This window comes from Burkholderia sp. AU15512 (genome assembly GCF_002223325.1).
Lineage (GTDB): Bacteria > Pseudomonadota > Gammaproteobacteria > Burkholderiales > Burkholderiaceae > Burkholderia.
The window spans coordinates 830,792-844,576 of sequence record NZ_NKEX01000008.1; the positions used below are offsets into that span (position 1 = coordinate 830,792).

At 66.7% G+C, this 13,785-nt stretch carries 11 protein-coding genes; 2 read left to right on the forward strand and 9 right to left on the reverse strand.

All coding sequences use genetic code 11. The features are described 5' to 3' along the window. Window positions 1-113 precede the first annotated feature (113 nt). The 4 genes from yjfF to CFB43_RS36005 form a co-directional block, all read right to left on the reverse strand. Entirely contained in the window at window positions 114-1,202 is a 1,089-nt protein-coding gene (yjfF, locus tag CFB43_RS35990; RefSeq protein ID WP_089498810.1) for a galactofuranose ABC transporter, permease protein YjfF, read from the reverse strand. Then, a complete protein-coding gene (locus CFB43_RS35995; RefSeq protein WP_089498811.1) occupies window positions 1,199-2,239 on the reverse strand; it encodes an ABC transporter permease in 1,041 nt (346 codons plus the stop codon). Before CFB43_RS35995 ends, yjfF begins: the two co-directional genes overlap by 4 nt. Beyond that, complete coding sequence (locus CFB43_RS36000) at window positions 2,236-3,750, reverse strand: sugar ABC transporter ATP-binding protein (RefSeq protein WP_089498812.1); 1,515 nt, start codon at window positions 3,748-3,750, stop codon at window positions 2,236-2,238. Before CFB43_RS36000 ends, CFB43_RS35995 begins: the two co-directional genes overlap by 4 nt. Window positions 3,751-3,823: 73 nt before the next feature. Next, the gene (locus tag CFB43_RS36005) at window positions 3,824-4,786 is read right to left on the reverse strand and encodes an ABC transporter substrate-binding protein (RefSeq protein WP_089429808.1); all 963 of its coding nucleotides are present in this window, start codon (window positions 4,784-4,786) and stop codon (window positions 3,824-3,826) included. A gap of 665 nt (window positions 4,787-5,451) precedes the next feature. Here CFB43_RS36005 and CFB43_RS36010 point away from each other — a divergent pair. Continuing rightward, window positions 5,452-6,498 carry a DNA topoisomerase IB gene (locus CFB43_RS36010; RefSeq protein WP_089498813.1) on the forward strand — a complete coding sequence of 349 codons (1,047 nt, stop codon included), beginning with the start codon at window positions 5,452-5,454 and terminating at the stop codon, window positions 6,496-6,498. A gap of 151 nt (window positions 6,499-6,649) precedes the next feature. Here the strand turns inward: CFB43_RS36010 and CFB43_RS36015 are convergent, their stop codons facing one another. After that, the gene (locus CFB43_RS36015; protein ID WP_089498814.1) at window positions 6,650-7,105 is read right to left on the reverse strand and encodes a hypothetical protein; all 456 of its coding nucleotides are present in this window, start codon (window positions 7,103-7,105) and stop codon (window positions 6,650-6,652) included. Window positions 7,106-7,710: 605 nt separating this feature from the next. Between CFB43_RS36015 and proP the strand changes: the two genes are divergently transcribed. Then, complete coding sequence (gene proP / locus CFB43_RS36020; RefSeq protein ID WP_089498815.1) at window positions 7,711-9,180, forward strand: glycine betaine/L-proline transporter ProP; 1,470 nt, start codon at window positions 7,711-7,713, stop codon at window positions 9,178-9,180. 75 nt (window positions 9,181-9,255) lie between these two features. Here proP and CFB43_RS36025 read toward each other — a convergent pair whose 3' ends face one another. The 4 genes from CFB43_RS36025 to CFB43_RS36045 all read right to left on the reverse strand — a co-directional run bounded on the left by CFB43_RS36025 (window position 9,256) and on the right by CFB43_RS36045 (window position 13,740). Then, window positions 9,256-10,080, reverse strand: coding sequence for an alpha/beta fold hydrolase (locus CFB43_RS36025; protein ID WP_089498816.1), 825 nt, complete (start codon window positions 10,078-10,080; stop codon window positions 9,256-9,258). A gap of 195 nt (window positions 10,081-10,275) precedes the next feature. Beyond that, a complete protein-coding gene (locus CFB43_RS36035) occupies window positions 10,276-11,268 on the reverse strand; it encodes a LysR substrate-binding domain-containing protein (RefSeq protein ID WP_089498818.1) in 993 nt (330 codons plus the stop codon). Between the two features lie 614 nt (window positions 11,269-11,882). Beyond that, window positions 11,883-12,755, reverse strand: coding sequence for a ferritin (locus tag CFB43_RS36040; RefSeq protein ID WP_089498819.1), 873 nt, complete (start codon window positions 12,753-12,755; stop codon window positions 11,883-11,885). A 37-nt stretch (window positions 12,756-12,792) separates the two neighbouring features. Next, window positions 12,793-13,740, reverse strand: coding sequence for a fatty acid desaturase family protein (locus CFB43_RS36045; RefSeq protein ID WP_089498820.1), 948 nt, complete (start codon window positions 13,738-13,740; stop codon window positions 12,793-12,795). Between the last annotated feature and the right edge of the window lie 45 nt (window positions 13,741-13,785).

The window sequence follows — 13,785 nt, forward strand, 5'->3', positions numbered from 1 at the left end:
CGCCGATCGTGGTACCGGCCGGCCGCCGGATGCGACCGCCCGCGCATCGGCACCGGCCACCGTCGGGTCAAGTTGCTTCGTGCCGCGGCCGCCCCCGCCGGCCGATGCGTGCGCTACAGCCGCCGCATCGTCGAAACCAGCGCGGCATCCTCGTCGGGCGATGCTGGCCGCGCCTGTGCGGGGCTGCGTTTCGGCCTCGGCGCCCCAAGCCCCGTGCCGCCCGTGCGCCGCCGCGCGGCATGCCGTTCGATCACCCGTTGCAGCACGCAGAACACGCACAGCAGCGCGCCGATCACGATCCGCGTCCACCACGAACTCAACGTGCCGTCGAACGTGATCAGCACCTGGATCGTGCCGAGGATGCCGACACCGAACACCGAGCCGAGCACATAGCCCACCCCGCCGGTGAGCAGCGTGCCGCCGATCACGGTCGCGGCGATCGCGTCGAGTTCCATGCCCTGGGCCTGCAACCCGTAACCCGACAGCACGTACAGCGTGAACACGACGCCGCCGAGCGCCGAACAGAAGCCGCTCAGCGCGTACACGCCGACCTTCGTGCGCGCGACCGGCAGCCCCATCAGCAGCGCCGAACGCTCGTTGCCGCCGATCGCGTAGACGTTACGGCCGAAGCGCGTGAAATGCGCGACGTAGATCGCGCCGGCCAGCGTCGCGAGCGCGATCAACGCGCCCGCGCTCAGCGTGCCGCCGCCCACCGGCACGCTGAAGCCCGCGATCGCATGAAACACCGGCTCGTTGATCGTGATCGACTGCGTCGTGATCAGGAAACACGCGCCGCGCGCGAGAAACATCCCGGCCAGCGTGACGATGAACGGCTGCAGCCGGAAATAATGGATCAGCGCCCCCATCGCCGCGCCGTACAGCGCGCCGAACGCGAGCACCAGCGGCACGATCACCCACACGGGCCAGTGCAGCCGCTCGGCGCCGACCGCGCAGAAGATCGTCGTCAGCGCGACGACCGAGCCGACCGACAGGTCGATGCCGCCCGACACGATCACGAACGTCATCCCGAGCGCGACGATCAACAGGAACGCGTTGTCGACGAGCAGCCCGGTCAGCACCTGCATCGAGAAGAAGCCCGTGTAGGTCACGGACCCGAAGCCGAACAGCGCGGCGAACAGCACGATCGTCACGACGATCGGCAGCGTGCGCGGGTCGGCGAGCCGGCCAAGGAATCGGTTCATCGCGGCGTCGCTCCGGAAGTGGCGCGCGAACGCGCGGAAGGCAGCAGCCGCGACGCGTGCCGGACGACCGACGCACGTGCGGCCTCCGACTGGATCAGCGTCACGACGATCACGACGACCGCCTTGACGACGAGCGTCGCCTCCGGCGGCACGCCGATCGAATAGGTCGTGTAGGTCAACGTCTGGATGATCAGCGCGCCGAGCACCGAGCCGGCGAGGCTGAAGCGGCCGCCGAGCAGCGACGTGCCGCCGAGCGTCACCGCGAGGATCGCGTCGAGCTCGAGCAGCAGCCCCGCGTTGTTGCCGTCGGCGCTGCGCACGTTCGAGCTGGCCAGGATGCCCGCGAGCGCCGACATCACGCCTGAAAACAGATACACGCCGAACACGATCGCCCCCGAGCGCAGCCCGACGAGCCGCGTCGCGACCGGGTTCACGCCGATCGCACGGATGAACAGCCCGAGCGCCGTGCGGTTCACCAGCAGCGCGGTCGCGGCGATCGTCGCCAGCGCGATCCACACCGCGCACGGCACGGCCGCGAGATAGCCGCCGCCGAGCGCGAGGTAGCCGGGCGCACCGATCGGGATGATCTGGCCGCCCGTCAGCAGTTGCGCGACGCCGCGACCGGCCACCATCAGGATCAGCGTCGCGATGATCGGCTGCATCCCGACGAACGCCACCAGCAGCCCGTTCCAAGCGCCGGCCAGCAGCCCGACGCCGAGCGCGGCGGCCAGCGCCACGCCGATTCGCGACGGGTCCGCGTCGAGCACGATCGCCGCGGCTGCCCCCGCGATCGCGACGATCGCGCCGACCGAGATGTCGATCCCGCGGGTCGCGATCACGAGCGTCATCCCGAGCGACACGATCACGAGCGGCGCCGCGCGGTTCAGGATGTCGATCGGCGCGCCGAACAGATGGCCGTCGAGCAGCGTGATCGACAGGAAGCCCGGGCGATACGCGACGTCGAGCGCGAACAGCAGCGCGAGCGTCAGCACCGGCCACACGAGCGAATGACGGAACAACGTGCGCAGCTGCGTCATGACTGGCCTCCCGCGATCAGCCGGTACACCTGCTCCTCGGATGCGTCGGCGCCGGTCAGTTCGGCGACCTTGCGCCGGTCGCGCAGCACCGCGATCCGGTGGCTGACGCGCACGACTTCGCTGATCTCCGACGAAATGAACAGGATCGCGAGCCCTTGCGCGCACAGCGCGAGCACGCGCTCCATGATGTCGAATTTCGCGGCGACGTCGATGCCGCGCGTCGGCTCGTCGAGGATCAGCAGCTTCGGTTCCGTCGCGAGCCAGCGCGCGAGCAGCACCTTCTGCTGATTGCCGCCCGACAGTAGCCCGATCGGCTGCTCCGCGTCGCGCGCCTTGATGCCGAGGCGCGCGATGTACGTTTCGGCGAGCTCGCGCTGCCGCGCGCGCCCGATCAGCCGCCACCAGCCGCGCCGCGCCTGCAGCGCGAGAATGATGTTCTCGCGGATCGACAGCGCGGCGACGATCCCCTCCTTCTTGCGATCCTCCGGGCAATACGCGATGCCGTGCCGGACCGCGTCGTGCGGCGACGCGAGCCGCGTGCGCGCGCCGTCGACCTCGATCGCGCCGGTGTCGGCGCGCTCCGCGGCGAATGCCAGCTGCGCGGTTTCGGTGCGCCCCGAGCCGAGCAGCCCGGCCAGCCCGACGATCTCGCCGGGCCGCACGTCGAGGTCGAGCGGGCTCATCATTCCGCGCCGGCCGACCTGCTGCATCGACAGGAACGGTTCCGCGTCGCCGGCGGTGCGTTCGACCGCCGCCGCGCCCGCCTGCAGCGTGTCGGACATCCGTTCGCGGCCGGTCATCTTCGCGACCAGCACGTCGACCGGCAGGTCGCGCGCGAGATACTCGCCTTCGCGCTCGCCGTTGCGCATCACGGTGATCCGGTCGGACACCGCGTAGGTCTGCTCGAGAAAGTGCGTGACGAACAGGATCGCGATGCCCGACGCCTTCAGCCGGCGCAGCACGTCGAACAGCCGCGCGACCTCGCCGTCGTCGAGGCTCGACGTCGGCTCGTCGAGAATCAGCACGCGCGCGTCCACCGACACCGCCCGTGCGATCGCGACCATCTGCTGCACGGCGATCGGATACGCGTCGAGCGAGCGCGTGACGTCGAGCGCCAGGTCGAGTTCGGCCAGCGCCGCGCGCGAGCGTGCATGAATCGTGTTCCAGTCGATCGCGCCGCGCCGCATCGGCTGCCGGCCCGCGAAGATGTTCTCCGCGACCGACAGGTTCGCGCACAGGTTCACTTCCTGGTAGAGCGTCTGGATGCCGGCCGCCTCGGCTTCGCGCGGCGCGGCGAAATTCACCGGCGCGCCGCCGACGCGAATCTCGCCCGCATCGTGCGCATGCACGCCGGTGAGCACGTTGATCAGCGTCGACTTGCCCGCGCCGTTCTGGCCCATCAGCGCGTGGATCTCGCCCGGAAACAGCCGGAAGTTCACGCGCTGCAGCGCATTCACGCCCGGAAACGACTTGTCGATGCCGATCATCTCGACCACCGGCGCACTCTCCATGCATCCTCCCTCGAAACGGTTGGCGCCCGGGCGGCCGCCACGCCGCCGCCCGCGCCGGATCGTCGTATGTCGTTCAGTACTTGCGGGTCGGCAGCACCTGGGCCGCGACGTTCATCGGGAACACGGTCTCGTTCGTCACGATGCGCTTGGGCAGTTGCTTGCCGGCGACCACGTCCTTCACCGCGGTCATCAACTGCGGGCCGAGCAGCGGGCTGCATTCGACGTCGACGTTGATCTTGCCCGCGACCATCGCCTGGAAGCCGCCCTTCGTCGCGTCGAACGACACGACGCTCACGTCCTTGCCGGGCTTGATCCCCGCCTCTTCCATCGCCTGGATCGCGCCGAGCGCCATGTCGTCGTTGTGCGCGTAGACGACATTGATCTGCTTGCCGTAGGTCTTCGCGAACGCTTCCATCACCTGCTTGCCGCCGGCCAGCGTGAAGTCGCCGCTCTGCGACGCGATCACCTTGAACTTAGGATTGCTCTTGATCACTTCGAGCAGGCCGGCCCGCCGGTCGTTGGCCGGCGCCGAGCCGACCGTGCCCTGCAGCTCGACGATATTGATCGGACCGGGGTCGTTCTTGTAACGCTCTTCCATCCAGTGGCCGGCGCGCCGCCCTTCCTCGAGGAAGTCCGAGCCGATCATCGTCACGTACAGCGACGGGTCCTTCACGTCGACCCCGCGATCGGTCAGGATCACCGGGATGTGCGCGGCTTTCGCTTCGGTCAGCACGGGCTCCCAGCCCGATTCGACGACCGGCGAGAACGCGATCACGTCGACCTTCTGCGCGATGAACGAGCGGATCGCGCGAATCTGGTTCTCCTGCTTCTGCTGCGCGTCGGAGAATTTCAGGTTGATGCCGGCGTCCTTTGCCGCGCCCTTCACCGACACGGTGTTCGCGGTGCGCCACGCGCTTTCCGCGCCGACCTGCGAGAAGCCGAGCGTGATCGGTTTCTGCTGCGCGTGCGCGCCGCCGGCCAGCACCGTCGCCGCGGCAACGATCGCGCCCGCCGCCAGCTTCCTGATGAATGTCATGGTTCGTCTCCGATGATGTCGTTGTGTGCCGCTGCGCTGTTCTGTTTCTGCGTGGCGCAAGCGCGGATCGGGGCGGTGCGCCGGCCGGGGGCTTCGCGCCGGCCCGGTCTGCATGCCCCGCATCAGTCTAGAAACAAGTCCGATAACCTTCTAATGAAATATTGGATTGGGACGATATCGGATTCGGCATACGTATAAACACCTAAGCAGGTGGGCGGGGCCGTTCTGGCCGGCCTTGGCCGCGTTTTGCGTGGCCTTTGCACGGCCTTTGCACGCGCCACGCGCGCCACCGGCGCGTGGTCTCGCGGCATCGTCAAACGCTCGTTCCAGCCGACATCGAGGAGCTGCGCGGTGGCGTCGAGGTTCGTCGAACGCGACATTGCATCGACACAATCCGCCCGATGCCGGCACCGGTCCGCAGTCATCTTGGCCGGGCGAAGCCGTTGCGTGATTTCGTCCATGCAGCGGTAACAAACGCCCGAACGCCCGCCCGGCGCGCACTTGCGCCGGGTCTCCTCGGGCGCGCCTGGAACGGCGCACGGTTCTTGCTGCGCGACGCCCGAACGTACGCATAAACAGGAGAAAACCGTGCGCGCAGGATGTCCACCCGGAACGCAGCCCGACGATACGCGGATCGGCACCGACGTCGATCGCCGCGCCGCAGCATGAAGCAGCGCGCCCCGTCGCAGCCGAATGCACGCATGCCCGCCGGGCCGCTGCGTCATGTCGACGACCGCCGCCCCGGCTATACGCGCCGGCCGCTCCGCAACGGCTTCGCGTATTACGGGCCGGACGGTGTGCGAGTGCGCGATGCCGACGAAATTGCCCGTATCAACGCGCTGGCGATTCCCCCCGCGTACACCGACGTGTGGATCTGCATGGACCCGCGCGGTCATCTTCAGGCAACCGGCCGCGATGCACGCGGGCGCAAGCAGTATCGCTATCACCCGCTGTGGCGCGAGACGCGCGATGCGAACAAGTACGCGCGGATGGCCGCGTTCGCGCGTGCGCTGCCGCGCATCCGCGCGCGCGTCACGCGCGATCTGGCGCTGCCGGGCATGCCGCGCGACAAGGTCGTGGCGACGATCGTCCGCTTGCTCGACACGACGCTCGCGCGGATCGGCAACGCGGAATACGCGCGCGAAAACGGCTCGTACGGGCTGACGACGCTGCGCAAGCGTCATTTGAAAATTCGGCCCGGCCAGGTGCAGTTGCGCTTCGCCGGTAAGAGCGGGATCGAACACGACGTGACGGTCGACGACGCGCGGGTCGCGCGGATCGTACGGCGCTGCGCCGAGCTGCCCGGGCACGAGTTGTTCCAGTATGTGGACGACGACGGCGTACGCCATCCGGTCGGGTCGTCCGACGTGAACGACTACCTGCGCGAGGCCGGCGGCGCGGATTTCACCGCGAAGGATTACCGGACCTGGGCCGGCAGCGTGCATGCGCTCGGGTTGTTGCGGCGCACCGAGCATCGCGGCGTCACGCACGCGCGCAAGCAGATCGTCGAGACCGTGCGCGCGGTGGCCGAGCTACTGCGCAACACACCGGCCGTGTGCCGGCGCTGCTACATCCATCCGGCCGTGCTCGACGCGTTCGAGGCAGGCACGCTCGCCGCGCTTGCGGTCCGGCGGACGCCGCGCGGCTTGCGCGCGGATGAAGCGGCGTTCGTGGCGTTGCTCGGCGCCGCCAGCCGGGGAGCGAGGAGATGATCCCGCCCATCGCGCCGAGGCCCGGTCGACGCAATCGGCGCGGCGTGAACATCGTGGAATCGGCATACGTATTGACAGCCGGGCACCAGAAGGCGAACCGGGCACGGGCACAGCCACGGGGCGGTGACGTTCCGGGCACCGATCTCCATGATCAACGGGAGGCCAGTGGCTTGTGACCCGTCGCTTTCAACGCGGCATTGATGTCATCGCGCGTATTGACGGCACGGCCTTTTACGTTGCAATCCGATTGCACCGGCTTTGCGCCGGCGGCAAATCCCACACCGCTCAGCATGGTCGCGAACCATTGCGGATGACGCTTTTCCAGCACGAACGTCATGATCCCGGCCTGGTCGTCCGTCAATATCAAGCCGCCATCCTTCTCCGCCAACGCAACGCATAAAAATGCGGCATCGTGGTCCTTGAGCAGGTCGACCACGAGATATCGATAGTCCTTCATCTCCGGATCACTGTCGTTCAATCGATGGACGGCCGCCAGTATTTGGGCTCGGTCAGGGTCGCTCTTGTCCAGATCGCGGGCACACGCCACGTTGGCGATGGTCGCGCCGAGAATCAGTGCGCATGCAGCAAGCTTGGATACCTTCATCATCGACAATATTCGAGAATCAACCAATCGTTCGGGGGCAATCCGTCATTGAGCGGTGGCGCAGCCGTTCAGGATATCGGCGACAGGATCGTCCATTTCATCGACCCGGACACGCGCGGCGTGTTCCGCCTGCCGATCGAACCGCATCGTACACCGTCGGGCGAGATTTAATGCGACACATTCCGTTTCGACGCACGCCCATACCTCGACGTCAGAGGCCGCTCGTCCGGCATATCGCGTCGCTGACCGCCGACCTCGACGCGACGCTCGAATCGTCGCCACTCCCCCCTTCCATGCGCGACGGATGCGGGCAGAGGCCAACCGACACGCCGTCTGGCGCCCCGGTCGGCCGGACGTGCTTCAGTACAACCAGCACTGCCTGAACCCGATGTCGTTTACCACCGGGTTCCGGGCGCATGACCGATAGCCGCCCGCGCCCGTTTCCCTAAACTGGTTCGCACAACACACCTGCCCGGTGTCGTCCGCTACGCGCGTCACGCCACCGGCATCGACGCATCCCCGAGACATCCGCCTTCGCTGTCCGTCGGCCCGCACGCCCCCGCTGCATCCCGCCGGCCGCGCCGCCAAGGCCATTCCAGGAGAGTTCATTGAGCCCGTCGCAAGCGCGCCCCGCGAAAACCCGATCTTCGCGCCAGTCCGTCAAGCTGGATGACATCACGATCGTCGACCCCGCCGTCCTCAAGCGCGCGGTCGGCGCCATGGCGTTCGGCAACGCGATGGAATGGTTCGACTTCGGCGTCTACAGCTATATCGCCGTCACGCTCGGCAAGGTGTTCTTCCCGTCCAGCAGCCCGTCCGCGCAGCTGCTCGCGACCTTCGGCACGTTCGCGGCCGCGTTCCTCGTGCGCCCGCTCGGCGGCATGGTGTTCGGCCCGCTCGGCGACCGCATCGGCCGCCAGCGCGTGCTCGCCGCCACGATGATCATGATGGCCGTCGGCACCTTCGCGATCGGCCTGATCCCCAGCTACGCGTCGATCGGCATCATGGCGCCCGTGCTGCTGCTCGTCGCCCGCCTCGTGCAGGGCTTCTCGACCGGCGGCGAGTACGGCGGCGCCGCCACCTTCATCGCCGAATTCTCCACCGACAAGCGCCGCGGCTTCATGGGCAGCTTCCTCGAGTTCGGCACGCTGATCGGCTATACGCTCGGCGCGGCGACGGTCGCGCTGCTCACCGCGTCGCTGTCGCAGGAAGCGCTGCTGTCGTGGGGCTGGCGCGTGCCGTTCTTCATCGCCGGCCCGCTCGGCCTCGTGGGACTCTATATCCGGCTGAAACTCGAGGAAACGCCCGCGTTCAAGAAGGAGGCCGAAGCACGCGAAGCGGACGAACGCACGCGGCCGAAGCAGCGCTTCGCGACGCTGCTCGTCGAACAGTGGAAGCCGCTGCTGCAATGCGTCGGCCTCGTGCTGATCTTCAACGTGACCGACTACATGGCGCTGTCGTACCTGCCGAGCTACCTGTCGGCGACGCTGCACTTCCGCGAATCGCACGGCCTGTTCCTGGTGCTGCTCGTGATGGTGCTGATGATGCCGATGACGCTCTACGCCGGGCACCTGTCGGACAAGGTCGGCCGCAAGCCGGTGATGATGGCCGGCTGCGTGGGCCTGCTCGTGCTGGCCGTGCCGGCGCTGATGCTGATCCGCACCGGCGGCATGCTGCCCGTGTTCGGCGGGATGCTGATCTATGGCGTGCTGCTGTCGTGCTTCACCGGCGTGATGCCGTCGGCGCTGCCCGCGCTGTTCCCCACGCGCATCCGCTACGGCGCGCTCGCGATCGGCTTCAACGTATCGGTGTCGCTGTTCGGCGGCACGACGCCGCTCGTCACCGCGTGGCTCGTCGATCGCACCGGCGACCTGATGATGCCCGCGTACTACCTGATGGGCGCATCGTTCATCGGCATCGTGTCGGTGCTCGCGCTGCGCGAAACGGCACGCCAGCCGCTGCCCGGCTCCGCGCCATGCGTCGCGAACCGCGCGGAGGCGCTGAGCCTCGTTCGCGGCCGGGCCGACGAAGCGCGCGGGCGGGACAGGAAGCTCACGCCGGTCAGCGAACGCGCGTGATGCGGGCGCGGGTAGCGCTGGCGCTCATGAGGTGGCGCGACGCCGCGCGACATGCGCCGCGTCGCGCGCACCGCGTCAGCCTGCCGACAGCCGCTGCGCGTCGAACCAGTCGAGCAGCATGCGCGTGACGAACGCGGGATTTTCCAGATTCGAGATGTGGCCGGCGTCCGGCACCAGCGCGTGGGTGCAGCCAATCACGCTCGCCATCTTCACGGTTTCCGACGGCGGGCGCGCCATGTCGCCCGCGCCGCACATCAGCAGCGTGCGTTCGGCGTCCAGTTCGGCGAGTGCCGGCAGCGTGTCGGGCCGGCCGAAGATCAGCCGGCCGAGCGGAACGATCGATTGCCGCAACCGGTCGGCCGGCAGGTTCGCGAGCGAGTCACGAAACGCGGACGGCACCGGGCCCGCCAGATTGACATCCGGCCGGAAGAACAGCGGCACGATCGCATCGAGCAGCGGCGGCGCGATACGGCCCGCGGCGGCGATGGCGTCAAGCATTCCGAAGTAGCGCAGCCGCGTCGCCTCGGGCTCGGCCTCGAGCGACGCATCCATCAGCACGAGCGAGCGCACGCGCTGCGGTTCGCGCAACGCGAGCCGCGCGCCCCACATGCCGCCGACACTGAGCCCGACGAGCGCGCACTGTTCGATCGCCAGCGCGTCGAGCAGCGCACTCGCTTGCGCGGCAAGATCGTCGAGCGCCTGCGTGCCTTCCGGCAGTGCGCCCGATGCGCCGTGCCCCCACAGGTCCGGCACGATGACACGATACCGGCGCGACAGCGCGTCGATCTGCGGCGCCCACATCGCCGCATCCCACAGATAGCTGTGCCCGAGCAGCACCGGGAACCCGGTGCCGTGATCCTGGTAATGCAGGGTGCTGCCATGAATGTTCACTGCGGGCATGTCGTCTCCGGTGTCGGCGCGATCGGCAGCGGCCCGGAACCGGGCGCCGCGCTCGGCGGCGTGCTGCAACGAAGGCGAAGCGGCGCATCATCGCACAGGTTGCAGGCGCGGCGCATGACGGTTCGCACCTGCGTGCGCGTCGAACCTGCCGCATGCCCCTTCGACACGCACGCGCGACGACGTAGCGCGACCGCACTATCCGACGCGATACATCGGCACCACGTTGCTGCCGGCCGTTTCCGGGTCCGACGCGAGCGGATGACTCGCCTGTTCGAGCAGCCAGTTGGTCAGCACCGCGATATCGAACTCGTTGCATGCATCCGGGTTCTGCACCAGCACGTAGCTGCCCGATGCGACCGTGCAGTGCGGGAACAGCTCGACGAGCCGGCCCTGCTTCAGCAGCCCGTCGACCAGCGGCCGCCGCCCGATCGCGATGCCGTGCCCGTCGACCGCGGCCTGCACCAGTTGGTCGTACTGGCTGAAATGCAGCGCGCCGGCGGGCCGCAGGCGCGGCACGCCCAGCTCCTTCAGCAGATGGCTCCATCCGTGCCACGGCCACTCGCCGCGCGGATCGTCGAGATGCAGCAGCACGTGCCGATCAAGATCCTCCGGCTTCATCGACGCGACGTCGCCCGCCGCCGGCATCAGGCTCGGGCTGCAGACCGCCACGACGCGCTCGCGAAACAGCACGTCCGTCTCGTCCGTCGACGTATACGGCCCTGCATATCGCACGGCCAGGTGCAAACGTTTGCGTTTAAGATCTTCAATTTCGCTCGTGGCGGATACGCGTACGTCGATGTCGGGGTAGCTGGCGCGGAACGAACCGAGGCGCGGAATCAGCCACAGCGCCGCGAACGAAACGGTGGTCGACAACGAGATCGCGCGCTGGCCCACGCTCGACGACAGCTTGCCGATCACCGATTCCAGGTCGGACAACGCGAACGAGATCGCGTCGTACAGCTCGCGCCCCTTGTCGGTCAGCGTCAGGGAACGAATGTGCCGGTGAAAGAGCTCGATCCGGAGCTGCTCCTCGAGCGCCTTGACCTGCCGGCTCACGGCGGATTGCGTGACGTTCAGTTCCTGCCCGGCACGCGTAAAGCTCAAATGACGCGCCGCGCATTCGAAGCCTCTCAGGAAATCCAGGGAAGGCATACTTCTCAATCGCTTTGCCAATCTCACATTAGCCATACCGCCGCCTCAAAGTTGCACCCACCGACAGGCAAGTCGCCGTTCGTCTCCCTGACTCGTTTCTCCTTTTTGGATTCGGAAACGATTTTATATTGAAGCATGGATGCGGATCATTCTTATTTTCAATCGTGACACTCGTATTTATCTATCGATTTTCATCGGCCAGATAATCTTACATTACCATTATCAAGTAGTGATTTTGTAAAACAATAAGCGACCAGAATGGCGCGAATGATGACAGACAAAGTCGCGCAAAAACAGCACATTACGGGCAAAAATCGACGCCACGACAGCGATACGGACGTTTCGGCAGACGTGCATCCGCATACCTACAATTCAATTTCAGTCACCAAACGATTTTATTCATTTACCGTATTGCGAAAAGAAAACGCACTCCAACATACACGCCGAATACCATTTAAATCCATGATTTCATGTTTATAAAAACATACTAAACGCATGAAATTGAATTGCGCCGTGCAATTCCCGTAAATTGATGAACCTATTATGTCCGGTAATGAATATTCCGCGGACCGGAAACGGCAACCCGCGTGCATGACACCACCCCGTCGTCCGGAATCGGTTCCGCCCTTTACCGGACTGGATGCGCGCCGCTATACCGCGTCCACCACGCCGTCCGTCACACGGGGCGTTCGCGCGGTCACTTCGCGGCGATAGCGGTTCAGCTCCTGCGCGGTCGCGAACGGACGCTCGAACAGGATCGACAGGTTGTGCAGGATCCGCTCGACCACCTTCTTTTCCCATTCGCCGTCGAAGCGGATCTGCTCGTCGAGCCAGCGCTCGAGCCACGCCGGATCGGGCAGGCGCGACTGCACGGTGTCGCGCGGGAACAGCGCCTGGTTCACGTGCAGGTTGGTCGGGTGCAGCGGCTTCTCGGTACGGCGCGCTGACGCCATCAGCACGCCGATCTTCGCGAACGCGGCACGCGCGACGTCGCCGCAGTCGTTCAGCGCCTTCTTCATATAGCGCAAGTACGCGCCGCCATGGCGTGCTTCGTCGCGCGAGATCGTTTCGTAGATCTGCTTGATGACCGGCTCGGTGTGCCAGTCGGCCGCGCAACGGTACCAGTGATTCAGGCGGATCTCGCCGCAGAAGTGCAGCATCAGCGTCTCGAGCGGCGGCGCCGGGTCGAATTCGAAGCGCACCGCGTGCAGTTCCGCTTCGGTCGGCACCATTTCCGGCTTGAAGCGGCGCAGGTATTCCATCAGCACGAGCGAATGCTTCTGTTCCTCGAAGAACCACACGCTCATGAACGCGGAAAAGTCGCTGTCGTGCCGGTTGTCGCGCAGGAACATTTCCGTCGCGGGGAGCGCCGACCATTCGGTGATCGCGTTCATCCTGATCGTCTCGGCCTGCTCGTCGGTGAGCAGCGACGCGTCGAAGCGGTCCCACGCAATGTCCTTCTCCATGTCCCAGCGCACCGCTTCCAGCGACCTGAAAAGTTCCGGATAGAGCATCGTCGTCACCGTCGTTGAAAGGCATTCGGGCCCGGCACCGGCCCGGTCATGCCGATTGCGTGGACGCCGGCGCCGTCGCTTCGGCGTCGGGTGCGCGGTCGTCCGCATCGTCGTCCACTGTGCGCGGCGACAGCCTGCCGCGCAGCAACGCGTAATAGAACTGCCGGTAGGTGCGGTGGTAATAGCGGATGCGCGGCCCGATCGCGCCATGCAGATCGTGCAGCCGCTCGATCGGCAGGTTCGGCATCATGTGGTGCTCGACGTGATAGTTGTTGCCGTTCGTGAACCACGTCATGAATGCATTGCTCTCGATCGTCCGCGTGTTGCGGAACGGATCGGTGCTCGTCAGGTCGCAGCGGTAATGCTCGGGCATCTCGACCAGCGCATGCACGGGCGCGGCCACGAACACGAGCGGCACGACCCACACCCACACGACGAACCACGTGTGCAGCGCGATCGACACGCCGGCCAGCAGCGCGATCGCCGCGACCATCAGCAGGTGATCGCGGCGGATCGCGCGCGACACGAGCGGGTTGTCGCCGAAGCGTGCGCCCGGCAAGACGAGCTTCGCGACGTTCTTCGCGAACTGGATATAGTGCGCGGCCATCGACAGCCGCCACGCCCACAGGCCGAGATTCACGACGGGGCGCGCGCCGTACTGGTCGCCGTAGTCGAAGAACTCCTTGTTCTCGGGCGTGCCGAGCAGCCGGTGATGGCGCAGGTGGCTGTCCTGGTACGCATGAAACGACACGAGCATCGGCATGCCGAGCAGCACGCCGAACACCATGTTGAGCCGCTTGCTCCTGAATCCCTGGTAATGCAGCGCCTGGTGCTGCAGCTCGACCCCGTGCGCGTACATCGCCCCGATCAGCAGGATGCCGACGATCTTCAGGACCACGACCGTCGACAACGCGAACAGCATGCCGTGCGCGATGAGTGCGACGTAGACCGCGAGCTTCAGCGAGAAGACGACGCCGCTCGGGCGGCTCTTCATGTCTGCAACCGGTTTCTGACGGGCGAGAAGCGATGAGGTGACGGA